We start from the raw sequence: 24,020 nt of genomic DNA, 5'->3' as shown, positions 1-24,020 counted from the left end.
CTTTTAGTTTTCCTAATTGTGTTATGAATTTGATTCCATTTACGGGGGCTGTTGTGGCCTTCCTTTTGGCTTTTTCTTCTTGGTTGGAAACCATTCAAAGGGAAAAAGAAAAAAAGGATAAAACGCAAACAAAGGGGCACTTTCCTGTTCGCGTAAATTCTAATTTCCAGATTGGTTGTTTACAAAAATTTACAACGGTGTTTTTGTTTCTTTCCTTAGCAATTTTACAACTTCATATTTATTTAGAACTCACAAAGGAAATTACTTTCGATTCGATCTTTTATGGAATTCATATCCCAGCTCTACTTCTTGTTGGCCCATTGAGTTATCTTTTTTTTGAGGAGATGAGTGGAGGAGAAATGAATACAGTTAACTTGATCCATTTTTTACCAAGTTTTCTTTGTTTGTTTTATGTTTTTCTTTTTCGGCCATTGGGGAATATAATTTTAATCAACAGCTTTGGTTTTCGAATCCAACCAGATTCATTATATGTCGATTCCATTTTCAGTTTACTGGGGTTGAGTGTATTATCGATTCTTGGTTATATCAGTTTTTTTCTGATTCGAGTGATTCGTTGGAGATTCAATTTTAAAGAGAAGATACAAAAGACCTTTTGGCCATTTCTGTATTTTTTATTATTTTCTTTGTTCGTCGTTGCTTCGTTTGTTTTTGCACAACTTTTTTATATGCCATTGTTTTTGTTTGCATGTTTTACGTTAACATTACTTCTAATCCTTCTCTTAGTTTTGAAAATGAATCATAAAGAATTTATTTTAAAATTTAAATTAGAGACAAGATTAGCCCGTTATCAGGAGAGCAGGGTGAAAGGGATAGATGTTTCTCAAATTTTGCAGCGACTGGAAGATCTTATGAATCTTAACCAATTGTATTTGAATGATAGTTTAACTTTGGCTTCTTTAGCAAAACACTTAGATCTAAATTCGCACCAACTTTCTGAGATTTTAAATACTAAACTTGGTATTACATTTCGTAATTATGTGAATGGGTTTCGTTTGTCAGAAGCCGCAAGGTTACTAAAAGAAAGACCAGAGACACCAATCATAAATATCATTTATACATCCGGTTTTAATTCTAAATCTTCCTTTCACAAACTTTTTTTAGATCGTTATGGAGTGTCTCCGCAGGTGTATCGATCAAAAGTAAGTTAGATTTTTTTCTTTTTTGATTTTTTCTTAGGTTTTTTAATCGGTGAATTCTCTTTTAGAACAGCCGAAAAATATTCACCAATGACTGTATCAGACCAGGATTTAGCTTTAAAACCTTGGAAGTAAGCAATGTGGCTTCCTCTTTTGGTATGTACATGAATGGTATTGGGAAGGGTTTCTAACCAATGTAAATTTTCGATTACATTTTGATTTACACAGATAGGATCATCTGCTGAATTTAAAACAAGCAGTGGAGTCCGAATATTCTTTGCAACTAACACTGGATTGGAGTGAAAATAATACTTTTCTTTATCCTTAAATCCTGAAATGGTATGTAGTTGGTCTTGAAATTCTCCTATAGTTTTGATTTTTAAAAGTTTATCTACACCATTTAGATTGGATAGGGTTTCATAATGCGTTTTTAAAAAATAATTAATTAGCCTTTGTCCCATAATTTTGCTATAAACTGGATGAACACGATGGAAGGCTTTTTCGATATCATAAGCCGGGGATACGGCCACGGCTGCAATGAATTGACTTTTTGTTCCTGCTTCTCCTAAATACCTTGCGAGAAGTCCCGATCCTGCTGAAATTCCTACACCTAACAGTTTTCTTTTTGGGAATCTTTTTTGAATGTATGACAACTGTTCTTTTAAATCAGAAGTAGATCCCATGGTGTTGATTTTTGGTTTGGTAAGTGGGAGGTTCCCGTGACCCCTGCGGATACAAACAACGACTATCCAACCAAATTTTTCCCGCAAATATTTGACTGTTGATTTTACATCCTGTTCATCACCGCTAATGGTATGGAAAAGAACAACAATGGGAGTGTCATTGTTTTGGGAACCAACTTGGATTCCTGACCAAGCAAGTCCAGTGATCCCTCCATCTTTCATTTTCAATTGTTCTAATTGATCATAAATAAATGGTTTGGTACGGTATTCCTTAAACATGAGTAATAACAACATTAGATGTTGGTTAAAACACCAGAAGGTTGGATAGTATGGATTTGTTAGATTTGGTGATCTTTCGATCACACGTAATAAAAATTCAGATTCGCTGAACCGCAGAACCGGAGTTTCTATCACTTCAAAAATATAATAGAAAATAAAACTTAAACAAAAGACTAAAAATACTGCGATGAAAGGATGGCTGGCAACTAATTCCAAATTCGAATCCTACCTGTAGCTGATTTTTGCATTGAGTTCTCGCATCCATTCTATATCAAACTTAATGACTTTTCTATCATAAGTGACTAACCCGTTAATTTCTTCTTCTACATCGCTGACTTGTGTATAGATGGATGCGCTGAGACCTTTCTCGATTAAGGGAATTAATTGTTCTTCGATTAAACTTCTGTATTCTTTTTCTAAACTTTCTTTGTCAGGAAGAATTTTGTATCCAAAAAGTTTTTCATTATCGTAAACATGCCCCTCTGTTTTTAAAGAATAACCACCAAATTCGGATAATACGATAACTCTAGTATCTTTTTTTGGGACTTTTAATTTTTGATAATATAGATGTAAACTTTTTAAGTCACTGCTGTTTTTGCCTTGGTCGTACCATCCACTTACACTATCAATGGTTCTTGTATTGTCTAAAGTTTTTAGTTTTTCGGTTAGTTGGATGCTGTCAAATTGTCCCCAACCTTCGTTAAAAAGTACCCAAACAGAAAGTGACACAGTATTTTTTAGTAAATTGACTGTTTCATCCATTTCGGTGATAAATTCTTTTCTACCTACCTCATCCGTTCGGTTCAAAAATTTGTATTTAGTGTCTTTAGTTTTCCAACCAATAAAAGGTAAATAAGCAACTTTCCAAGTTTCGTAAGCTCCACCTCCGCAAACAAAATCTTGCCAAACAAGGATCCCCAACCTATCACAATGGTAGTACCAACGTAAAGGTTCAATTTTAATATGTTTACGTAACATATTAAAACCCATATCTTTCATTAGTTTGATTTCTTTTTCCATTGCTTCATCACTAGGTGGAGTGAGTAATCCTTCTGACCAATAACCTTGGTCAAGAAGCCCGTTGTGGAAGTATGGTTGATTATTCAGAAATAGTCTTTTGAATTTTCCGTCGAATCCAATGGAAAATTTTCTCATCCCAAAATAGGATTTAACCGTATCTCCTGTCGTTTTGATAAGAATCTCATAAAGTTTCGGATTTTCTGGGGACCAGAGTTCCATATTTGGAATTGGTATATTTACATGATTACCTGAAACTTCTGCGATGACTGTTTCCCCATCTAATATTTGTATGTTGGCATCCTGTGAGTTTGTAGTCAGGATAATTTCTACAGACTTTGTATCAATATTTGGTGTGATTTTAATATCTTTTATATAATCAGTGGATACACTTTCTAACCAAACTGTTTGCCAAATTCCTGATTGCGGAGTATACCAAATTCCACCCCTTTTTAATTTTTGTTTTCCTCGAGACTGGACTCCCGTGTCGGTGGGATCCGTAACTTTTACTTGGATTTTGTTTTTGCCGTTTTGTATGTAGGAAGAAATATCAAATTGGAATGGAAGAAATCCTCCTTTATGTGATCCTATTTCCTGATCGTTGATATAACAGGTACAACTATAATCCACAGCACCGAAATGAAGTATGGTGATATCTTTGAGAAAAGAAGACGATAACTCAAATTCTCGTTCATAAATTAATTCTTCTTCTGGTTGTAGAATGAAATTTCCAAGACCACTTGCTTTGGATTCGGGGGAGAAGGGGACTTGGATTTTACATTGGGTTTTTGTGTTATCACCAAAAATTCCATGTTGAAGATCCCATTCACCATTTAAATTGATGTAACTATTTCGTTCTAACTGAGGTCGCGGGTATTCGGAATGAGGAATTTTCATTTTGATTGTTTGCCTTGAAATAATAGAGAAATAGGAATGAAGATAAAAAAACAAACGATGGCACCGAATAAAAAAATCTCAGGGGAAGGCACATGCGCCGTCAAACCATTCACTGGGTCGACATAAGTCAGATTGGTTCTTTCGTTAATAAACTCGCCAATCATAGGGCCTATGTACATGGGAATTAGAACAAAAAAGATCATCCTGATTCCTTGTAGTTTTCCTGTGTTTTCTGTAGGTGTGTTGTCTCGTATTTGTGCTCCTAGTAGGGCCAATACTTGAACAAATCCTGTAATCAAAATTAGACTTGTGAATCCAGTAAACCACATAACTTGCGTTTTTAGATTTAAGTCGATAGTTTTTGACATAACATACAAAGATAACATTCCAAAAATGTATAAAATGGAAAAGTAAATGAGTAATTTATCTTTGTTTTTCCCATCAAAACTTTTTCCAAGTAAAACTGTAATCAAACTAGCTCCAAGGATAACGCCTGCAAGGACAATGGAATATTGTATAACATCGAATTGTAAATACTCTTGCATATAAATGATGAGATAAGGCATATAAATTTGACTGGCGATTCCATAAATCCCCATGGCAAGAAAATAAAGATAAAGCCTTCGGTTTTCGCGGATTACATTGATTTTGAATCCATAACTAATATCGGAAAGAAAATTTGTATCTTGTTTCTTTAAGTTTGGGTTGTCTTTGATAAGCCAAATACCGATGAGGCCTGATACAGACATCATAGTTCCTACGGAAACAAACAAACCAGGATACCCGAGAGCGTTTACAATGATTCCAAATCCTCCGGCAACAATTAACATTGCAAGGAGAGGCATTGCGGAAAGAACACCCTCTGCCAGACTTCTCGCCTCGCCCGTGTTATCTGTAACATAAGCATTAAATGCAGCATCATTAGAAGTGGATCCGAATGCTGTCATGATACAGTCGAGAGTAATTACAATTGTGATTGTTAGACTAATGATTTGAGTGGAGTCAGAAAGTTGAAACCATTCCGCCGTATTTTCTTTGGAAATAAAAGCAAAAGAAAGTGTTAAAAGACCCCAGAGGAGATAACCAATCGAAATAAAATACTTTCTGTTTCCCAGTTTATCTGTTAGGATCCCCGCGATAAGAGTGGTGAAGGTTGCCACAATCCCACTGAGTTGTACCATCAGTGTGACGGATGAAGTACTTTTTGAAATGGTATTATAAATAAATAAGTTAAAATAGATATTTTCTACTGCCCAAGCAATTTGTCCAACGAGACCAAATAGAATGAGTACAGACCAAAGTCGTCCACCTAAATTGTGATTGTTCATGATCGCTTAGTTTCAACGAGCAGTGGCATCTTTGGCGACAATTATTTTGACACCGGTTCCATTTTCTTTAATAATGATTCTAAATAGAAACTGTCCGTTAGAAAACTTGGCCTAATTGGAAACCTATCCACTGGTGTTGTTGTGGTAAACCTTTTGCCGATTGAAAGTCAATGGTTTGGTAATTATAGTGGAGTCCGAATAAAAAACCAGCGTTGGATACGGAAACAAAACCTGCCCGAACGAAACCAACGGCTCGTTTTAAGTCTGCTACATAAGTTTTTTCATCTCGGTATTCTATTTCATCACGTAACAACTGTAAGAGGATTTCTCTTTGTTTGGGATCTAAGATAAACTGTGACAAAACTTCGTAGGAGTATAATCGAACAATCGGCGGTAGTTTGCCACCTTCTGGTCTAAAAATGGAATAAATGGCCAAAGCACGTGCGTTATCTGGAATTTGTTCCCATTGGTCGAGTAGATTTTTTAGTAAAAATACTCGAGTTGCTTGTTCAATATCTTCTGCACCGTTAAAGATATTATTAAAAATCAAATAGTTGAGTCCAATGTTATAAGGGTTATTCGTACCTTTCACCAAAAATTCATTAAACAAAATATATCTTTGAAGAGAATTACGCCCGTTGTCTTCCGAGAGGGCTCTGTATTGAATTTCTCTTTCGCCTGCTTCTGGTGTTGGGTTATTCAAATAATTGTCCCAGTTGCTAAAAGCCGTATTTCTATTTTGATTTTTATAAGTTTTATCTGTTCCTATTTGTCCTTGGATTGTTGCATTATAAAGTTGGAATGTTCCACCCGGGTTTATATAAAAATACCAATATCCCTTTCCATCTTCATGGAGGATCGGAGGTCCTGGTTGTAATGCAGAAGTTCCAGGTCCAGGAGTTTTATCTACATTACCAAACCTGAATATTAATCCGAAGGAAAAATCCGTTTGGATATTTCCTAAATTTGCGTTATATTGAGTCCCGAAAAAACGATGGTGGAATTTGCGAACATCGGTTCTTAGCGCCCCTGAATAGGAATTCGGAATCTGACTGTCCCATCCCTGTGGTGTTGGTGAGCCAATTAAGTTATGAAAGTTCATTTGTGCCGACTTACCACCCACAGCTGGTCCAATCATTCCTACTTCTAGTTCAGTTGTGATACTTGTGTCTTCGGTGGCAGTGGTTAGGGAATTACTGAAATAGGCGCGACTGGAGTAAGGTCGGTCTCCGTAAGAAACATCCGCCTTGGTTATGTTTGTTGGTGTATAAAATTCCTGCCCAAGTGCAAATCCTTGTAAGTATCTTGTTTTTTCTGATGAAGTTATAAATAAATCATTCCAATAGCCTAAAATCCTTCGGGTAGGGTTAGACTCCCCAGCTGTCATATGAAATTCCAACCGAGAACCATTGGTATAATATCGATCAGAGAATCCTCCGAAAGCATCATTCTCCATTGTTAATCGAATTTGGTATTGGTTAGGTGGTTCGGGAATGGTTCTCTCAATTTCAGGTGGAATTTCTGCTTTTGTTGGAGCCGATTTTTTGACCACTTTCTTTGCCTGGGCATTGATTCCCAAAGTGAAAACAAAGCTGAATAGAGAGAGGAACCATAAGGCTTTCATGATCCTAGAGAAATTCCCCCTTAAGAATTCGCAAGGAAACTATCTAATTTTTTATTCCTCATCCTCAGGAAATTCGTCATGGATGCGAGATACGGGGGATGTTCGAGGGAACAGTCTTTTTAAATATAACTGTGTTGCTTTGTCTTCGGGGAATCGTTTGGCAACTGCTTCAAATTTTTCCCTAGCTTCTACAAAATTTTCTGAGTGATAGGCTGCGGTCGCTTCTAAATACAAATCTTTTGTATTTAGTTTTTGTTCCAAAAAGATGGGGTCGTCTCCATTTAGAATTTCGTATACTGAAACTGGTTTCGTTTTTCCTTTGACTCGAACTCGGTCTAAAAATCTATATTCTAGACTTTGAATGTGTTTATCATCGATGGCGTGGATTGCTGCTTCGGTCACTGCAATTTTGGCACCATATATTTTTGTTAGGTTTTGGACACGTGAAGCCAAATTGACTGTATCTGAAATTACTGTTCCTTCTAATCTTTCTTCTGCGCCGATGGTTCCTAACATTAGAGATCCAGCGTGAATGCCGATTCCAATTTGGATGGGAACATATCCTTGTTTATTCCTATGGTAGTTGTATTCTTTTAAATACAATTGCATGTCCACTCCTGCAAAAATAGCATCGGTGATGTTTCTTTCAAAGAGTGCCATGATTGCATCTCCAATGAATTTATCGATGAACCCGTTGTGTTTTTGAATGATAGGACTCATCCTTCCCAAATAAGAATTGATGAAATTGAAGTTTTCTTCTGGGCTCATTTGTTCCGATAAGGTTGTGAAAGAACGAATGTCGCTAAAAAGGACAGCCATATATTTTTGGATTTGATCCCCTAATTTAACATCCAAAATAGTATCTTTTCCTAAATTAGCTAAAAAGTCTTTGGGAACAAAACGTGCGTAAGATTCGGTAAGAATTTTTTGCATTTCAATTGCTTTGGACTGGGCAACTTCTTTCTCCTGTTTCATGATGTTGATTCTATCGGCAAGGGCAATGGAAAGTAGAATTACTTCAGAGGCAGACCCAATGTATAAACCATATTCCGTGAAAAAGGTTACTGGAATTAAGTTTAAGTATTTAAAAGTAACAATGATTGTCGCGACAATTAACACGGTAAAGGCGAGAAGAAAAAAACGTGCCGCCCTAAACTTACGGAAAAAACTAATGACTGCGGAGATGAAAATCAGAATGGGAACAGGAATTGTTAATAATAAACCAATTTTTACTGTGATTTCTGGTGAAAAGAATAAAGTAAATGGGATTTGAATGAGATGGAAGATAAAAAATACTTTTAGTGTTTGGTCTAACCATCTTGGTATATTTTCCTTTGTATTTAGGAAACGTTTTGTAAATAAAATGAGTGAAGCAACACAGAATCCGGAAAAAAATACAAATCCATTTCTCTGGAATTGAGGTAAATTGGGCCATAAATATTGGAACCCATGTCCCGTCAGTGTCAGCTGTAATCCTAAAAACCCAAAGATATAAGTTACGTAATATAAATAACTGAGATCCCTTACACTTAAGAAAATAAAAAAATTGTATAAGATCATCACCAACATAACCCCATAATACAATCCTAATCCATGTTGGACATTTGCATAATGTGAAGAAAAACTCTCTTTTTCCCAGATGGTTAGAGGTAAAGAAAGTCCTCCTCCATTGTAGAGTTTGATGTAAATGGTTTGGGATGTTTCTCCTGTTAATTCTAAAGGATATATAAAATTTCTATTGTTAATATTTCTTGCTGAGAATGGGAACATCATCCCTGATTGATCTGTTAGTTGATAGGTGTTATTTGCGATAGAAAAAACTTCTACTAAATCGATATTGCTGTAATCGATTTCAAGCAAACGATTGACTGGTGTTTTGTTTTTGTTTTCTAAAGGAATTTTGATCCAGTAATAAAAGTTAGTTTGTCCAAAGTTGGGAATTTCTTCTTTAGAAAGGGTAAATTTTTGATTTGTTTCTTCCTTCAATACATCTTCAATTGTGAGAGATTTTGATTTATCTTCTAGAATCCAAATTTCTCTTCCGATGGATTTTTTATCAAAAATTTCACTGAGGTCTATAGACCAAATAGACTCTGTTAGAAGGAAGAATACAAATGTTATCTTTAAAGAGTGTTTAAGGAATGGTCTCATCTGCATCAGACTTTAAGTATAAATACTTTTCCGCAATAAAAGTTCCAAAAGGAACCACGGAAGCCAGTGCCGCGAGTAAAGTTTTTTTGGCCTTCCATTCCAACTCTACTTTGACTTGGAATAATTCTACTAAATATAGTAGGAATAATAACCCGTGAACAAGACCAACAATTTTGTTTGGTTCAGGATTTTGGTAGAGATACTTTAGAGGCATCGTTACAAAGAGGATGGCGAGAAAAGAAAGTCCCTCCAAAAAGGCTAAAATTCGGAATCTGCCCAGTTTGGTTTGGAGTAAAGAAAACATAATTACTTCCTTAGAGATGGTTATTCGTCAGTATCATGGGATTCTTTGGTTTCGTCCTTACTTTCTTCAGCGACTTACCTTTTCTACTGACTGGAATTCGTAACTCGCTTGACCAATCCGTGTTCGTTATCATGGATTTTTTTCTCTTAAAACAGATTGTATGCTAAAATTAGTCGACAATTGTTCGGGATTGACTTTTGCATCCAACCCCTATACACTAAAGATATGCAGTTTCGAATTTTATCCGTTGTACTTTTATGTTTCTCTCTCCCTCTTTGGTCTGAGGAGAGTCCGGTATATTTAGCAGCCATGGCTAAAAAAGATATCACAGGGCCGTCTGTGGGTGTTATGTTCTGGGGTTATGCACGGGAAGACCAAACGGGGCTTGGAATTCACACCAGGCAGTTTGCTCGTTCGCTTGTGATTAGAGACCAAAACTCCAAAAAACTTTTGGCCTATGTAACTGCCGAGGTTGGAGGGATTCCCTTTGAAATCCAAAGGGATGTGGTCAAAAGGCTTCAGGCGGAAGTGGATCCAGGATTTGGTTATGGGAATGTTCTCATCAATGCATCTCACACTCATAGTGGGCCTGCAGGGCATTTTCATTATTCCGAAGTTTCCTTTTATTCAAAAGAATTTTATTCTGAGTCTTATGCTGTTTTGAGAGATGGGATTTTTGAATCGATTCGAGATGCCTATTTGAAAATGAAACCAGCAGAGTTGACCATTGGAAAGGCTTTTGTGGGAGAAGCCGGAGTCAATAGAAGTCTTTCTGCTTATCTTGCTAATCCAGAACTAGAAAGAAAACAATATTCGGATAATATTGATCGAGAGATGGTGCAACTAACAGTATCGGTGGCAGGAATTCCCATTGGTCTTGTTAATTGGTATGGTGTCCATCCAACGAATATCACTTTTGACAATCGTTTGATTTCTTCGGACAATAAGGGAATTGCTTCTTTACTTTCTGAAGCAGAAGCCAAAAAACAAGGGTTAAATGGCTTTGTAGCTATTTTTGCGCAAGCAAATGAAGGTGACGTTTCTCCTAACCTAAATCTTGACAATACTGGTCCCGGAAAAGACATTTATGATAGCAGTTTTATCATTGGGAAAAGACAGTTTTTGGCTAGCCAACAGATCCTAAAATCATCCGGCAAACGACTATCAGGTGGTATTTCTTTTACGCAACGATTCATTGATATGAGTCAACATCCTGTAAGTCCTGAATTTTCTGGTACTGGGAAGATAGAAACTACTTGTCCATCCGCTTATGGTTATGCATTTGCTGCTGGTTCCACAGAAGAAGGAGGAGGACATTTTTTATTCCATGAAGGGATGACGAATAAAAATAGAAGGTTCTATATTGATTGGATCGCAAAGTTTATGTTGCAGTCTCCTTCTGAAGAACTTAGAGAATGCCAAAATCCGAAAGCAGTTTTATTTCCTATGGGAGAAACAAAACCTCTTCCCAGTTTGCCACAAATTCTACCTTATGGACTCGTGTTAGTTGGTGATTTGACAATTTTAGTGATGCCACATGAAGTCACAACGATGTCTAGCAGACGATTGAAAAAAGAAGTTCAATCTGTATTAAAAGATAAATCATCTGAGATTGTTCTCTCTGGACTTACGAATGATTTTTCAGGGTATATTACAACTCCTGAAGAATACTCCACTCAAAACTACGAAGGTGGTCATACATTACATGGGCCACAAAGTTTAAATGCGTTAAGACAAGAATTTCATAAGATGTCTTTGGAATTAAAAAATGGAAGTCCTACAACATTAAACGCCATCAAACCATTGGATTTATCAGACAAAGTTCATCCATTGAAGGTTCCTGGTTCTGATTCTGTTTCTTCCAAACCACAAACTATCATCCAATCCAGTGCGGAGTCATACGGCAAAGGAGAACTGGTTACTTGTCGAGTGGAGGCAGTAAACCCTAACGTCGGTTACCCTAATGTGGCTTCTTATTTATGGGTTGAGACAAAAGAAAAATCCGATTGGGATCCCGTTCGATCCGATGCCGACTTCGATACAAAGTTCATTTACCAAAAACGAGGACTTTGGGGAAGGGCAGAAGAAAGTGTAGAACTTATTTGGGAAACGAGTGCTGATACATCTCCAGGGGAATACCGATTGGTTCACGAGGGAATTTATTTAAATAAGGAGGGGGTTCGTTCTCCTTACCGTATAGAATGTCCAAGTTTTCGTATTGGGGAGGGTGGGAAGTAAATTACCCTCTAGGAATCGGATCCATTTATTTTTATGGATCTGATTCCCTTTTCCTTTTATCAGTCTTTTCGTATCGACCCCCTATCTCCTTCTAAATCCATTCGGACAATAAAAACAAGTTGTGGGAAATTCATATCTAGTAGAAATCTTAGGAAAAGAGAACAGAGATGAGGGGAAACCGTATGAGCGAATTTTATAAAGACGAATGGGTTTGGATTACGGGAGCCTCTTCTGGAATTGGAAAAGAACTTGTTAGTCAGGCATACAAACAGAAAGCAAAAGTGTTACTTGCTTCTCGAAAAACAAAAACACTTGAGGCCCTTGCAAAAGAACTCCAATTAGAAAAAGGACGTTATGCGGTTGAAAAATTAGATCTAGAAGATTATAAATCTACTGCAGTTTTTGCGAAACGTTGTCTACAGAAATATGGAATTCCAAAAGTTGTCATTCATAATGGTGGGATTAGTCAAAGATCTTTAACAAAAGAAACAAACTTGATCACTCTTGAAAAAATTATGAACACAAATTTTTATGGTGCGGCCGAAATGACTCGGACAATGTTACCGGAAATTGTTGGGAAAAAAGAAGTTCATTTTGCAGTGATTTCTAGTGTGGCGGGTAAATTGGGAAGTCCACTTCGATCAGCCTATTCTGCCTCCAAATTCGCGTTAGTCGGATTTTTTCATTGTTTACGTTCAGAAGAAGAACGCAATGGAATCTTTGTGACTATGGTGTATCCTGGTTTTATCCAAACAAACATTTCTAAAAATGCACTGACAGGGGACGGATCCACTACCGGAACTATGGATTCAGTAATTGCTGCGGGTTTACCAGTTCAGTTATGTGCACATAGAATTTTACATGCAGTTGCCAACAAACAACGTGAAGTTGTGATCTCTGGAATTAAAGAAAAATTTGGGTTGTTTTTACAAGCAGTATACCCTTCTTTATTTTTTAAAATGATTCAAAAAGCAAAGGTAAGATAAGGAGGAGAAAGATTTGAAACGTTTTATATATATTATTGGAATCATTTTATTATTCGGTATGGGTGTTTTTGCGGAATCTTCGGTTTTAGATTACAAAACAAAAAATAAAACGAATGAAAAGGAAAGAACTTACCTTTTAGATCTTTTACGTGCCAATCTTTCGAATGAATTCAAACAAGAGTTTGTCTTTGTGGTGGAACATTTTAAGGTTTCAGGAGATTATGCTTGGTTTCGGGGAACTGCCAAACGAAAAGATGGGAAAGAAATTTCACTTTCAGAAGAAATCCCTTATGATTGTTGTCATGTAGAAGCTTTGTTCAAAAAAACAAATGGGAAGTGGCAAATTTCCGAGTCAGGGGCTTTTAGTACCGATGTTTGGTGGGATGGAATTCAATCACGTTACCCAAAGGCGGCTAAAGAGATTTTTTTATAATCCAGATTTAAAAACCGTTTGATTGGATTATCCTTCTCTAATAATTAAATGTAAATTCGATTCAGATACACCAATCATCCAGAGGTTTATTCTTTATTCTTACCAAGGGAATAACAATTAGCGAATGACAGTTATGTTTGATTTTATTTCACATTGCTTCTGAAACTCATCCCTCTATTAACTTACGACTGTTATGTTGTCTTTCTTCTCTTTTGCTACAAATTTTAGAAGAAAAAAGATTTCCAAATCTCCTTAGAATCATTCCAACATTTTAAAAGCAGAGATTGGATTCAATTGATTCAACAAGTTTGTTTATTTTAATTTTATAGACTATTTCTAATGGAATGATAATCCTGTACCAAAGTCCAGGTATGGAGTCAATTGCGGATTAGTTAGATTCAAATCTATGTTTCAAACAAATTACAACGATTTACTTTCAAACATTCCTGATTTAGTCTGTGAGTTGGATGCATTAGAAAAAATTAGTTACGCAAATTCGTTCCATAAACATAGGTTAGGTTACGAGTGGCATGAAATCCTTGGTCGTTCGGTAGATGATTTTTTTCATCCAGAGGATCAAAGGGAGGTTCGTGAAAAAATCTCTCATTTACAGATGCCTGGATCGGAAACCACGGGAATTTGGCGGATCGCTCATAAAAACGGACATTTTTTAACCTTTGAATGCAGAGGAAAATTACAACCAGATTCCAATGGAAATAGAAGGATCATTGTCATTGCTCGTGACATTACGGAAGAACTTAGAAAAGACTTTGAACTTCATAGAAACGTCGTAGTTCCAAACTCCAGTTCTACTGATTTACAGCCGAAACCTGCGGATCTTCATCAAAAGAATTTTTTTGAATTAAAAATGTCTCAGTTTGAGTTTTCACAATTGAAACATGCTTTTGATGAACATGCAATCATTGCAATAACCGATAAAAATGGACAAATTTCTTATGTGAACGACAGATTCTGTGAAATTTCAATGTATACGAGGGAAGAGCTTATAGGAAATAACCATCGTTTGTTGAACTCGGGATTCCATTCTCCCGAGTTTTTTGATCGTATGTATCATATGATACAAAATGGTTATGTTTGGAAAGGTGACATTAGAAACAAAACGAAAACTGGATCTATTTATTGGGTAAGCGCTACCATTGTTCCTTTACGTGCTATTGACGGCAGTATCAATCGTTTTTTTGCCTTACATACTTTAATCACTCGTACCATTGAATCGGAAGAAAAAGTTTCTCAGTTGCTGCAGGAAAAGGAATTACTTTTACAAGAAGTGCACCACCGAATCAAAAATAATTTATTCTCTGTTTATAGCCTTCTGAAGATGCAAGCTAACTTTTCAAATGATGATCATTTGAAAGAACAGTTTGATGAAGCTGCCGGTCGATTGAGAAGTATGATGGCTTTGTATGATCGTTTGTACAGGTCACAAAATCCGAATACAATTGATTTCAAAGATTACATTCCTAATTTGGTTCGGGAAATTTTAACTACATATCCAAAAATCATTAATTTTGAATTTGTTTCTCCTTTGACGATTGTTGTGAAACCGGATATTGCTAACAATGTCGGAATTATTTTGAACGAACTTATTTGTAATTCAGTGAAACATTCCTTTCGCTCGGTGGATTCAGGAAATATTGAAGTTCTGATTCAAAAACTAGAGGATCAAATTCTATTTATTTATACAGACAATGGGGAACCTTTGCCAGAAACATTTTCTCTGGAAAATTCCGATGCTGGGTTTGGAATCAAACTGCTGAATTTACTGGTTTTGCAGCTGAAAGGAAAAGTAAAGGTAACCCCTGGGCACAAGATTCAGTTTGAGTTACTTTTTCCCAACAAATAAGTTTTTCTATTGGATCTTTCCTGTTTCCGAATCGGGAACATTCGTACTCTTCCGCATACTAATCAATTAAATGAAGGATCGTATCCAGCTTATTGAGGCGAAATACAGTGCGGATGAGTTTGTTGACACCCTGGATTTGTAATTGGAGATTTCTTGCTTCCAAAGCCGAATGAAACTTCATCAATTCTCCGATCGTGGCGCTGTCTAAGGACATACTGATCTCCGAAAGATCCAAAACCACATCTTCTTTCGCATTTTTGATAGCAGACATAATTCTTTCCCGGAATCCGCTGAGTCCGTCAAAAGAAAGATCATTGTTCTTGATTTCGATTACAATAGCCAAGGTTTAAAACTATTTTTATTTGATTGGAAATTTTGAAAGAATTTTTCCAAATGGATTTCTCGTTTCTGAATTGTTTTTCATTTCTCTTTGTGATGGAGTTGTGTGATTCCCTATGGCAGTCAGCAATCGACAATTAACTTTAATCAAAGAAGCTGCAGAGTTACTCGTGATGGAACATCGACTAACAGCAGAAGATGCAGTAATTGTCATTTCATCAGCTATCAAAAAAGAACTTTCCGTTAGGAATACAAATTTTGAAAAATTGGAAAAGGGATCAAAAATTGATAGGACGAGTTTTACAAGAGGAGTCGTCAAATCTGTCCAAGATGCTCTCGAAGCAAATCCATATTGGCGCTCCCATAACTTAGACAAATCCATTGATAATTTTTATAAAGTCCTACATAAACACTGGGACTAATCTCCGCGCATTTCACTCATTGTTTTTCATACTTGAGTTTGTTTCACAATAATAAGAGTTAGGAATTTGTTTGGCTCTGGAAAATATGATTTGAAAATTTTGTGATTCTTTTGGTAAAAAATCCTCTTTTTCTATACTCACCGATTCATAATCAATTGATTGATTTTTTTTATCTAAAAGTAAACAAGTGATTCTTGTGGAATTGGCTATTTTATTACTTCGGTTTTGAATTTTTCCAAAAAGTACAATTTCTTTATACTGATTTCGTTTGAAATCAATTTGTTTTAAAGTAAGTTCTTGTTTGTTGTTATTTTCCGGTATCGTAGTTGCTGTCACTGAAATATCGTAGTGGTCATAGTTAGGTGCATTTTCGATTAATACTTGAAAACTTACAGAATCTCCATCGGAGACTATATTTTTTTCTGAATAACTAAGTCCAGATGCTAAACTGAGCCCATCTTTATCTTGCAAATCTACAAAAAATTTTGGCATCAGTAAATTCTGTCCGCTTTTGTTAGTAAACTTTCCTACAACATAAACATTGCCGATGATGTCGGGCAGAGCAGTGGTAAATTGGAAATCTCCTTCTGGGATGATTTCAATCGATTCCAAATTGGGATCCATTTGAATGTTAACATTTTCTTCTTGTATAAAACTAGATCCTGAATTCATATTCTTGAAAAATGTGAAAACTGAAGAACCTAACACAAGCCAAGCGACGACAATTCCTGTCATTAAATTTTTCCAGTTACCCAAAGATCCTGACTGTGAATTTTGTTTGGAGGTTCCGTAAATCTTTGGTGGCGGAAGTTCCACTGTACTTCCTGTCGGCAAACGATCAAAACAATCCCCACACCGATAAATGGTTGCAGACTCTTGGTAAATATTTGTACTACCGCAGCTTGGACATTGTTTTGAGCTCATATGTCGAATTCAAACAAATAGCAAAAGAAATCCAAGGAGAAAATCATTTTAGAAATATCTTTCTTATGAGTTTAAATTTACATTCGTTTGTATCTGGTTGCTGTAATGGGGAGTAGGGCATTGGGTAAGGTCTTTGTTTCAATGGTTCGAAATTCACAATCTTTGTTACAGCCAGGTAACTTTAAGGTTTCACCTATGGGAATGGGAGAAGGAGGGAGTTCCAAAAAAGTAAAGGAACTGGCATTTTTTGCATTTAGAATTGTGATGAGGTTTTCTCTATGATTTTGGTTTTGTAACAACAAAAGATTTTTTTTTCTATCCAGGAGGGGTAAAGCTACAAAAGCAAAGTCGGAGTTATTAAAAACAAGAATTTGATCTTCAATTTTCGATAATTCTTCTAAGGTATTGGTCTGGAATTTTGAAATTTTTTTCAATTCCTTGGTTTGGTTCCAAAGAGTTACTAAACTATAAATAGAAAGTGTCAAACAGAGTAGTAGCCATCGTTTTGAAATTTTGTTTTCTATGTTTGTGTTCATTCGGAGTAACAAAATATAAAGTGGAATGAGTCCGAATAAATATCGAGGTGTATTGTGTCCTCCCGTGTTTGGTGAAATGAGTAGAATGATTATTGTGATTGTTAGTAACGATATGTTTCGATAAAACCATTCCTTTTTTTTAAAAAACTTTACTAAGTATATGATGAAGAGAAAGAAAATAGGAATCTGCTCTAAAGTAATTTTGAACAAATAGAAAGCGATTTCAGGCCGGAATTGGTATTCAGGTCTTTTAAAAAAGCGGATTGGAACGAAAGTCCCAAAGGTAAATTGATTTACTATAGAGAAAACAATTCCTGTAATCAAAAAAGCTAACAAATATCTTTTCCAGTTTTGTTTTTCTGAAAAACAAAATGGAAGAAAGGCGACAGAAAAAATCATTTCTGGTCGCATCCAAACCAAACACAGAGACAAAAATCCAGACAAACCCGTTCGCCGATTGTGATAGAGATACAAAATCAAAACTTCTAGAAAGAAAAATAAAATGGTTTCATGGATTAGAAAAATATAGATGAAAATTGTTGAACCAGATAACAGAAGTATTGCGGAGATTGCATTTTTATTGATTTGATAAAAAAGATAGATGGAAAAGAAAAATAGAACAAATTGTGCGGCTTTGATTCCTGTAAGGCCAAAACTTCCGTAAATCGGAGAAAATAAAATGGGATATAAATTCGGAAATGTGGAATAGGCAAAACCATTGTGAAAATGAAAAAATAGAGAGGGGAAGGGGAATAAATGAAAGTTCGGATCTAACAAATGATTTTGATAAGGAAGATGGAAGATTCCCTGGTTTGCAAGTTTTATCTGCCACTCTATTAACGCAAAATCAGAGAAAGGTTCTATTTGTTTTGTAAAAAATAACAAAAAACCAAAAGCCAAAATTGCCAAACTAAAGAAGAAACCTATTGCTTTTTTTGATTGTTTCATAAGAAATCGAAAACAGGTATATTCTTTCGGAATTCCTAAGATCTGCAATGAAAAAAGATAAAGAACAAACTACAATCTTACCCAAACCTATAAAATTTGGTTTATATACCTTACTTATCTTTTCTGTTTTACTTTCCTTTTGCAGGCTCATCGATTTGGCTGGGTTATTCAATTTTTCGTATGGTCATTACTATTTTCCGGTAAATCAAAAGATTCCTTTTTTCCGGCAAGGGGAAAGAGAATTTGCTGAAATCAATGAATTTGGTTTTCGCATTGGTACTTTAAAAACAAATATTACATGCTCCTATTTGTTATTAGGTGATTCTCAAACCTTTGGTTCTGGGATATTTAAAAAAGATAGTTTCCCCGAAATTTTAAATCGAGAAACGAACTGTCATTGGGTCAATGTAAGTATTCCCGGGTTCACTTTGGAAAATGAATTTTCTATGTACGAGAAGGTTAGTCCTTCTTTCCCATCAAAAGATGTATATTTGTTTGTTTATGGAAATGATATTTATGAAACAGGGGACACCCCTGACTATTTACATTTTGTGAATCATCAAAAATGGTACTTCCATATAGTTGCATTTTTTTTTCCTGAATCCAGTCGTTTGTATTTAAAAGGAATTTATTTCGAATCGATACAAAAACGAATGGAAGAAGAACTGGAACGGGTATCGAAACTCCCTTATATTGCTCCGGATACAAAGGCTAAACAAGAGGAAGTGATTGATTTTCTTCCAATAAAAACATTGTTTCAAATTAGTCCTTCTTATCTTTCAAGTTCTCTTGATACAAAAACATTTGCTAAAAAAGATTTTGAAAGGTGGAAACAGGTATTCTTTCGATTGAAAGATAAAATTGAAAAGGATGGTAAACATCTAAGAGTTGTCTACATTCCTTTGGAAGTTGAGTTTGATAGAACTCGTTATGATGTTTACGAAAACATTGGATTTAAAATGAATCCGAAATGGTTGGAATCAGATTCCGAATTGGTTCTCGATTTAATCCAACTAACACAGGAAAATCATATTCCACTAATCGATTTACGAAAATGGATGAGGTATCGCACCGACTTATTACAAAATGGCGACATTCACTTAAATGAAGTAGCCACAAGGCTTATCGCTGAAATTCTAAAGAAAGATTTACAATAGGATTATTTTTATCAGCTAATGGATCCACTTTGTTCTAAATTTTTGAGAATGGGACAGTCCGGCCTATGATCCCCATGACAATGTTTCACAAGATTTTTGAGAGTGTCCGACATATCTTTTAATTGTTTTAGTTTAATGTCTAGTTCGTTTAAGTGTTTTTCTGCGAGCAGTTTTACTTGTTTGCTACTTCGTGATTTGTTTTTCCAAAGCCCAAGTAAACTTTTGATATCATCCAATGGAAACCCAAGTTCTCTGGATCTTTTGATAAAACGTAAGTAGTGGATATCATCGGAACTATAAACCCGGTATCCATTTTCTGTTCTTCCAGCTTCTGCGATGAGACCAATTCCTTCATAATGACGGATGAGCTTGGCGCTGACGCCTGTTTCCTTCGAAAGTTCACCAATGTTCATTTTTCACTCCAAAAAAAATTAGAAATATAGCAAAAAAATTTGGAATCGGCCATTGACCTTCCAATAGTTGGAAGGTATAGACTGGTTTTATGTTAACAAAGGAGTTACCATGAAACTAGCAAAAAATTTAATAAAACTAACAATTTTTCTAACATTACTCAGTTCACAGCAAATGGCAGCACATGGAGAAAATAAACCAGGCCCCCATGGTGGATTGATTTCTATGCCTGGAGCATTTCATACGGAAGTGCTTCCTTTCCAAAATTTGGGATTTAAAGTGTATCTACTTGATATAAATTTTGAAAATCCTACTTCCAAAAATTCGAAGTTACGTGGTAAGGTTGTATCGAAAGGTAAGGAATTTCCTTTGAAATGTACAAATCATCCCGATCATTTTTATTGTGAAATTCCTAAGGGGAGTTCTGTGAACGAAGGAGAATTGATCCTTTCTCCCGAATGGAATTTTCAAAAAGGCGCGGATGTGAAACACAAACTTCCGTTATCTGGTATGAAAGAGGAAAAAAAGGAGCTTCATCATCATGGTTAATTATAAAATTGGAGGAATGACTTGTGGGCATTGTAAAAAAACTGTAGAAAAAGTTTTTGCTGAAAATGGAAAGAAAGCCACAGCCAATGTAGAAGAACAAATTGTATCAGTAAATGAAACCTTAAGCGACTCAGAGCTTAATGCACTGAGGGAGAGGTTAGGTGAGGATGGATATTCCCTTGGAAACCTTGAATAAAACCACAGAACAAACATTAGATCTTTTTGGTATGACCTGTGCCAATTGTGCCCTTCGGATAGAGAAGGGCCTTTCCAAAATGGAAGGTGTAACGGATGTTCGAGTCAATTTTGCAAGGGAGTCTGTTTTTTTACGAACTGATGATTCGGTCAGCGTAAATTCGCTTTTAGAAAAAGTAGAGTCTCTAGGGTATTCTGCACTGGTTCATGATGCAGGTAAACAATCAGAAACAGAAAAAAAACAAAAAGACCAAATTCGGAATTTAAAAATTCGGTTCCTGCTTTCTGCTTTTTTCTCCTTACCTTTGTTTTACGGGATGGTCACACATTTTAGTTTTTTAAGTTTTATGCCTATGCCTCATTTTTTGATGGATCGGTATGTTCAAATGTTGATTGCCTTTCCTGTTCAATTTTTAATTGGATTCCCTTTTTATCAGTCGGCTTATCGTGCCTTAAGGAATGGATCGGCGAATATGGATGTCCTTGTTGTGATAGGAACAAGTGCTGCTTATGGATACAGTGTGTTCGGAAAGGATCTGTATTTTGAAACCTCTGCCGTTTTAATTACCTTCATTTTGGGTGGTAAGTGGATCGAACATTTTGCCAAAGGGAAAAGTAGTGATGGAATCAATGCTCTACTCAAACTTCGTCCTGAGAAAGCATCCATCCTTTCCAATGGAATTTGGACAGAAGTTCCGAATGAATATTTAAAACAGGGTGACCTTGTGTTAGTAAAAGCTGGGGAAAGGTTCCCGATGGATGGGATCATTTCGGAAGGGAATAGTTTTGCCGATGAATCAATGTTAACTGGTGAGAGTATGCCGGTGGAAAAAACATTAGGTGATCCAATCTTGGGTGGGACTGTGAATGGAGGTGGTTCTCTCGTTGTGAAAGCAACTAAAGTTGGAAATGACACCACACTTTCCCATATCATTCGTTCTGTGGAAGAATCTCTTGGTACAAAAGCACCCATCCAAAGGATTGCTGATCGGATTTCTGCTTATTTTGTTCCTGTTGTGATCACGATCAGTTTGATCGATTTTTTAGTTTGGTACTTTTTTGTTAGCCCAGGAATCATCACTTCTGCCATTGAAACAAGTATCGCGATCTTAGTCATTGCTTGTCCCTGTGCCTTGGGACTCGCTACACCCATCTCTTTACTCGTTGGAACAGGACGGGCCGCAAAACGAGGAGTTCTCTTTCGAAGTGCCGAAGCATTGGAATCCGTCGCAAAAATCAATTGGATTGCCTTTGATAAAACGGGAACCCTTACCGAAGGAAAACCCAAGGTGACAGGACTGACCCAGTTTGGATTTATTGAATCTGAATTTGAATTTGACTCTGCACTACGTAACATTATAGAAATGGAAAAAACTTCTGACCATCCCTTAGCAAAGGCCATTGTTGCTTATGGCAAGGAAAAAAATCTGTTGAGTGAAAGGCTCGATATGGTTTCTACAAAAACATATCCTGGTGGTGGGATCCAATCCGAACAAAATGGGAACAGTTTTTATGCCGGTAAACAAGAGTTTGTTGAGGAGAATGGTTTTAATATCCGTTCAGAAATCACAAATACCATAAAACCTTGGACAGAGGATGGATCAAGTTTGGTTTTTGTGGGCATTCGAGGGAAATTAAATGGAATGTTTGTCTTTCGCATTGAAGATGGATTAAGACCCGAATCAAAAAAAGCCATTTCTGAATTGAAGTCAATAGGTGTAGAACCAATCCTCCTAACAGGCGATAATCTATCTTCTGCAGAAAAAGTAGCAAAATTTGTGGGGATCAATTCTGTTCATTCAGGCCTTCGTCCAGATGATAAAGCAAAAATCATCAGAACTTTCAAAACAAATCAAATCCATTCCGCTATGGTTGGTGATGGAATCAACGACGCACCGGCCCTTGCGGCTGCGGATGTGGGAATTGCTATGGGTACTGGATCGGACGTTGCCATTAACACAGCTGATGTTGTGCTTGTGAATGGAGACATCCAAAGGATAGTGGATCTTATTCGGATCGGTAAGGATACTGTGATCAACATTAGACAAAACTTTGGATGGGCACTCGGATACAACTTACTTGGGATTCCGATTGCTGCCTCCGGTTTACTTGTGCCTTGGGTGAGTGGGCTTGCCATGGCTCTCAGTTCTATATCCGTAGTTTTTAATGCACTTCGGATGAGTCGTTGGAAATAAATTAAAACAAATATAAATATAGATGGTAAAGTTTTGGACATTCGATTTATAAGACCTCCTTCCTCTTTAGAATCCTCTGTAAAAGAATTCTGGATTTGGAAGGGTGTGAATGCAAGAGAACTTCCTTGGATTTTGCCATCTTACGAGTGTGAGATGGTATTCCATTTAGGAACACCTCCACTTGTAGAAACAGAAAACAAAGAAATATTTCCGTTACCAAAAATTCATCTTGTGGGTCCACAGACTAGAAGGTGGAGGATTTTATCAGAATCAGAATTAAGTTTATTTGCTGTGCGATTTTTTGTGGGAGGAATGTATTCGCTTTTTTCCAAACGAGGGGATGAATTACAAAACCAGTTTACAGAAATTGAAAACAAGCTAGGATTAGGTGAATTTTCAGATTCGAATTTCCCAACCGATGATCTAATTTCTCATTTTCTCACTATCTTTCTGAAAGATCATCCGGGACAACCTTCAGAAATACCAACCTATGTTCGGTTTGCACTTTTGGAACTCACACGTCCTGCGGCTCCCATAAATCATTTATGTAGAAGGATCGGAATTTCTAGAAAACAATTGGATCGTAAATTTAAGGAAATTGTGGGGATGAACCCTTCTGAATACAGAACAGTGCATAGGTTACTCGATATGGTGAGAAATCCAGAACACTACCGAAAAAACAATCCAGATTTACGTTTTACAGATTTAGCTCAGGAATTTGAATATTCGGACCAATCTCACTTCAATCGCGATTTCAAACGAATTTCCGGAAGTATTCCCAACGAATGGTTTGGAGAATATAAAAAAATGTCCCATTTTTACAATCATGATTCGTCCTATACTGATAGGATGGGAACATGATTCAGAACATAATTGATTTCGTAGGAAAAACCAAGTCCAACCTGAGGTTACGGACCTTGTGTTCTTCCATTAGCAGAGAAGATAAGGAAACTTTTGATTTGTTATTATCGGATTCAGACTTAAAAGAAGTTTTGGTATCCGAATCACCGTTACTTTTAGGCATCGCAGTTGCAGAAGTTTCTGATATTTATTATTTAAAAAAATTACTCGCACTTGGGCTAGATCCGAACATGCCAGATAACATGGGTTTGTATCCGATTCACAAAGCAACTGAAACAGGAAATGTGGCAGCTGTGGAAGTATTACTTAATTCAGCAGCTGATCCCAATGCCTCTGATCCCAGTGGGGTTACGGCACTTCATATTGCCAATAGTTTTGATGGACTCAGTGAAATTTCAGATCTCCTCATTCGGATGGGTGCCAATATTTACCAAAGAGACAAACTTGGTAAACGTTACTTAATGTAACTTAAAAATTAAATTCCAATCTCTTTAGTGGCCATAATCTTCCTTGTCTGAATGG

General features: G+C 36.3%; 22 protein-coding genes. 12 read left to right on the top strand and 10 right to left on the bottom strand.

Features of this window, described 5'->3' with window-relative positions; translation table 11 throughout:
• Window positions 1–23: 23 nt before the first annotated feature.
• Window positions 24–1,169 carry an AraC family transcriptional regulator gene (locus EHQ24_RS16425; protein WP_135602706.1) on the top strand — a complete coding sequence of 382 codons (1,146 nt, stop codon included), beginning with the start codon at window positions 24–26 and terminating at the stop codon, window positions 1,167–1,169.
• Here EHQ24_RS16425 and EHQ24_RS16420 read toward each other — a convergent pair.
• The 6 genes from EHQ24_RS16420 to EHQ24_RS16395 all read right to left on the bottom strand — a co-directional run bounded on the left by EHQ24_RS16420 (window position 1,166) and on the right by EHQ24_RS16395 (window position 9,440).
• A complete protein-coding gene (locus EHQ24_RS16420; protein WP_135602705.1) occupies window positions 1,166–2,335 on the bottom strand; it encodes a YheT family hydrolase in 1,170 nt (389 codons plus the stop codon). The two genes, EHQ24_RS16425 and EHQ24_RS16420, sit on opposite strands and share 4 nt — an antisense overlap.
• A 9-nt stretch (window positions 2,336–2,344) precedes the next feature.
• On the bottom strand, window positions 2,345–4,033 hold the full coding sequence (locus tag EHQ24_RS16415; RefSeq protein WP_135602704.1) for a glycoside hydrolase family 2 protein: 1,689 nt from the start codon (window positions 4,031–4,033) through the stop codon (window positions 2,345–2,347).
• Entirely contained in the window at window positions 4,030–5,361 is a 1,332-nt protein-coding gene (locus tag EHQ24_RS16410) for an MFS transporter (protein ID WP_135602703.1), read from the bottom strand. Before EHQ24_RS16410 ends, EHQ24_RS16415 begins: the two co-directional genes overlap by 4 nt.
• 97 nt (window positions 5,362–5,458) lie before the next feature.
• A complete protein-coding gene (locus EHQ24_RS16405; RefSeq protein WP_135602702.1) occupies window positions 5,459–6,985 on the bottom strand; it encodes a lipid A deacylase LpxR family protein in 1,527 nt (508 codons plus the stop codon).
• 51 nt (window positions 6,986–7,036) lie between these two features.
• A complete protein-coding gene (locus EHQ24_RS16400) occupies window positions 7,037–9,142 on the bottom strand; it encodes a 7TM diverse intracellular signaling domain-containing protein (protein ID WP_135602701.1) in 2,106 nt (701 codons plus the stop codon).
• Complete coding sequence (locus EHQ24_RS16395; protein WP_135602700.1) at window positions 9,120–9,440, bottom strand: DUF3817 domain-containing protein; 321 nt, start codon at window positions 9,438–9,440, stop codon at window positions 9,120–9,122. Before EHQ24_RS16395 ends, EHQ24_RS16400 begins: the two co-directional genes overlap by 23 nt.
• 225 nt (window positions 9,441–9,665) lie before the next feature.
• Here EHQ24_RS16395 and EHQ24_RS16390 point away from each other — a divergent pair, with 225 nt between their 5' ends.
• The 4 genes from EHQ24_RS16390 to EHQ24_RS16375 all read left to right on the top strand — a co-directional run bounded on the left by EHQ24_RS16390 (window position 9,666) and on the right by EHQ24_RS16375 (window position 14,961).
• Window positions 9,666–11,678, top strand: coding sequence for a neutral/alkaline non-lysosomal ceramidase N-terminal domain-containing protein (locus EHQ24_RS16390; RefSeq protein ID WP_135602699.1), 2,013 nt, complete (start codon window positions 9,666–9,668; stop codon window positions 11,676–11,678).
• Window positions 11,679–11,860: 182 nt separating this feature from the next.
• A complete protein-coding gene (locus EHQ24_RS16385; protein WP_135602698.1) occupies window positions 11,861–12,664 on the top strand; it encodes an SDR family NAD(P)-dependent oxidoreductase in 804 nt (267 codons plus the stop codon).
• 58 nt (window positions 12,665–12,722) lie between these two features.
• Window positions 12,723–13,097 (top strand): hypothetical protein, encoded by a 375-nt coding sequence (locus tag EHQ24_RS16380; protein ID WP_425270096.1) that lies wholly within the window; start codon window positions 12,723–12,725, stop codon window positions 13,095–13,097.
• A gap of 406 nt (window positions 13,098–13,503) precedes the next feature.
• Window positions 13,504–14,961, top strand: a complete 1,458-nt coding sequence (locus tag EHQ24_RS16375) for a PAS domain-containing sensor histidine kinase (protein ID WP_135602696.1) — start codon at window positions 13,504–13,506, stop codon at window positions 14,959–14,961.
• 58 nt (window positions 14,962–15,019) lie between these two features.
• Here EHQ24_RS16375 and EHQ24_RS16370 read toward each other — a convergent pair whose 3' ends face one another.
• Window positions 15,020–15,232: an STAS domain-containing protein gene (locus EHQ24_RS16370; protein WP_244310482.1), complete on the bottom strand. Its 213-nt coding sequence runs from the start codon at window positions 15,230–15,232 to the stop codon at window positions 15,020–15,022.
• Window positions 15,233–15,416: 184 nt separating this feature from the next.
• Between EHQ24_RS16370 and EHQ24_RS16365 the strand changes: the two genes are divergently transcribed.
• The gene (locus tag EHQ24_RS16365) at window positions 15,417–15,722 is read left to right on the top strand and encodes a hypothetical protein (protein ID WP_135602694.1); all 306 of its coding nucleotides are present in this window, start codon (window positions 15,417–15,419) and stop codon (window positions 15,720–15,722) included.
• Between the two features lie 12 nt (window positions 15,723–15,734).
• Here the strand turns inward: EHQ24_RS16365 and EHQ24_RS16360 are convergent, their stop codons facing one another.
• Window positions 15,735–16,646, bottom strand: coding sequence for a hypothetical protein (locus EHQ24_RS16360; protein ID WP_135602693.1), 912 nt, complete (start codon window positions 16,644–16,646; stop codon window positions 15,735–15,737).
• A gap of 77 nt (window positions 16,647–16,723) precedes the next feature.
• Window positions 16,724–18,130, bottom strand: coding sequence for an LA_3751/LA_3752 family putative glycosyltransferase (locus tag EHQ24_RS16355; protein ID WP_135602692.1), 1,407 nt, complete (start codon window positions 18,128–18,130; stop codon window positions 16,724–16,726).
• A gap of 47 nt (window positions 18,131–18,177) precedes the next feature.
• Between EHQ24_RS16355 and EHQ24_RS16350 the strand changes: the two genes are divergently transcribed.
• Window positions 18,178–19,287, top strand: coding sequence for an SGNH/GDSL hydrolase family protein (locus tag EHQ24_RS16350; RefSeq protein WP_135602691.1), 1,110 nt, complete (start codon window positions 18,178–18,180; stop codon window positions 19,285–19,287).
• An 11-nt stretch (window positions 19,288–19,298) separates the two neighbouring features.
• On the opposite strand, the gene cueR is transcribed toward EHQ24_RS16350, so the two are convergent.
• The gene (gene cueR, locus EHQ24_RS16345) at window positions 19,299–19,700 is read right to left on the bottom strand and encodes a Cu(I)-responsive transcriptional regulator (RefSeq protein WP_135602690.1); all 402 of its coding nucleotides are present in this window, start codon (window positions 19,698–19,700) and stop codon (window positions 19,299–19,301) included.
• Between the two features lie 109 nt (window positions 19,701–19,809).
• On the opposite strand from cueR, the gene EHQ24_RS16340 reads away from it, so the two are divergent.
• The 5 genes from EHQ24_RS16340 to EHQ24_RS16320 are packed head-to-tail and all read left to right on the top strand — an operon-like array spanning window position 19,810 to window position 23,965.
• A complete protein-coding gene (locus EHQ24_RS16340; protein WP_135602689.1) occupies window positions 19,810–20,247 on the top strand; it encodes a hypothetical protein in 438 nt (145 codons plus the stop codon).
• Window positions 20,240–20,443 (top strand): heavy-metal-associated domain-containing protein, encoded by a 204-nt coding sequence (locus EHQ24_RS16335; RefSeq protein WP_135602688.1) that lies wholly within the window; start codon window positions 20,240–20,242, stop codon window positions 20,441–20,443. The genes EHQ24_RS16340 and EHQ24_RS16335 overlap by 8 nt, the downstream gene beginning before the upstream one ends.
• Entirely contained in the window at window positions 20,427–22,637 is a 2,211-nt protein-coding gene (locus tag EHQ24_RS16330) for a heavy metal translocating P-type ATPase (protein WP_135602687.1), read from the top strand. Before EHQ24_RS16335 ends, EHQ24_RS16330 begins: the two co-directional genes overlap by 17 nt.
• A 33-nt stretch (window positions 22,638–22,670) precedes the next feature.
• On the top strand, window positions 22,671–23,498 hold the full coding sequence (locus EHQ24_RS16325) for an AraC family transcriptional regulator (protein WP_135602686.1): 828 nt from the start codon (window positions 22,671–22,673) through the stop codon (window positions 23,496–23,498).
• Complete coding sequence (locus EHQ24_RS16320) at window positions 23,495–23,965, top strand: ankyrin repeat domain-containing protein (protein ID WP_135602685.1); 471 nt, start codon at window positions 23,495–23,497, stop codon at window positions 23,963–23,965. The genes EHQ24_RS16325 and EHQ24_RS16320 overlap by 4 nt, the downstream gene beginning before the upstream one ends.
• Window positions 23,966–24,020 lie beyond the last annotated feature (55 nt).

It is taken from the genome of Leptospira noumeaensis, from assembly GCF_004770765.1.
Lineage (GTDB): Bacteria > Spirochaetota > Leptospiria > Leptospirales > Leptospiraceae > Leptospira_A > Leptospira_A noumeaensis.
Note: the sequence above shows the minus strand (reverse complement) of the source record. Positions and strands in the feature narration are given on the sequence as shown.

Bases quoted from the DNA above. Each gene is read 5' to 3' on its own strand.
- EHQ24_RS16425 (WP_135602706.1), top strand. From the start codon at position 24: ATGAATTTGATTCCATTTACGGGGGCTGTTGTGGCCTTCCTTTTGGCT.
- EHQ24_RS16320 (WP_135602685.1), top strand. From the start codon at position 23,495: ATGATTCAGAACATAATTGATTTCGTAGGAAAAACCAAGTCCAACCTG.
- EHQ24_RS16375 (WP_135602696.1), top strand. From the start codon at position 13,504: ATGTTTCAAACAAATTACAACGATTTACTTTCAAACATTCCTGATTTA.
- EHQ24_RS16405 (WP_135602702.1), bottom strand. From the start codon at position 6,985: ATGAAAGCCTTATGGTTCCTCTCTCTATTCAGCTTTGTTTTCACTTTG.
- EHQ24_RS16390 (WP_135602699.1), top strand. From the start codon at position 9,666: ATGCAGTTTCGAATTTTATCCGTTGTACTTTTATGTTTCTCTCTCCCT.
- EHQ24_RS16400 (WP_135602701.1), bottom strand. From the start codon at position 9,142: ATGCAGATGAGACCATTCCTTAAACACTCTTTAAAGATAACATTTGTA.
- EHQ24_RS16340 (WP_135602689.1), top strand. From the start codon at position 19,810: ATGAAACTAGCAAAAAATTTAATAAAACTAACAATTTTTCTAACATTA.
- EHQ24_RS16365 (WP_135602694.1), top strand. From the start codon at position 15,417: ATGGCAGTCAGCAATCGACAATTAACTTTAATCAAAGAAGCTGCAGAG.
- EHQ24_RS16395 (WP_135602700.1), bottom strand. From the start codon at position 9,440: ATGTTTTCTTTACTCCAAACCAAACTGGGCAGATTCCGAATTTTAGCC.
- EHQ24_RS16410 (WP_135602703.1), bottom strand. From the start codon at position 5,361: ATGAACAATCACAATTTAGGTGGACGACTTTGGTCTGTACTCATTCTA.
- EHQ24_RS16355 (WP_135602692.1), bottom strand. From the start codon at position 18,130: ATGAAACAATCAAAAAAAGCAATAGGTTTCTTCTTTAGTTTGGCAATT.
- EHQ24_RS16360 (WP_135602693.1), bottom strand. From the start codon at position 16,646: ATGAGCTCAAAACAATGTCCAAGCTGCGGTAGTACAAATATTTACCAA.
- EHQ24_RS16380 (WP_425270096.1), top strand. From the start codon at position 12,723: ATGGGTGTTTTTGCGGAATCTTCGGTTTTAGATTACAAAACAAAAAAT.
- cueR (WP_135602690.1), bottom strand. From the start codon at position 19,700: ATGAACATTGGTGAACTTTCGAAGGAAACAGGCGTCAGCGCCAAGCTC.
- EHQ24_RS16335 (WP_135602688.1), top strand. From the start codon at position 20,240: ATGGTTAATTATAAAATTGGAGGAATGACTTGTGGGCATTGTAAAAAA.
- EHQ24_RS16350 (WP_135602691.1), top strand. From the start codon at position 18,178: ATGAAAAAAGATAAAGAACAAACTACAATCTTACCCAAACCTATAAAA.
- EHQ24_RS16370 (WP_244310482.1), bottom strand. From the start codon at position 15,232: ATGTCTGCTATCAAAAATGCGAAAGAAGATGTGGTTTTGGATCTTTCG.
- EHQ24_RS16385 (WP_135602698.1), top strand. From the start codon at position 11,861: ATGAGCGAATTTTATAAAGACGAATGGGTTTGGATTACGGGAGCCTCT.
- EHQ24_RS16415 (WP_135602704.1), bottom strand. From the start codon at position 4,033: ATGAAAATTCCTCATTCCGAATACCCGCGACCTCAGTTAGAACGAAAT.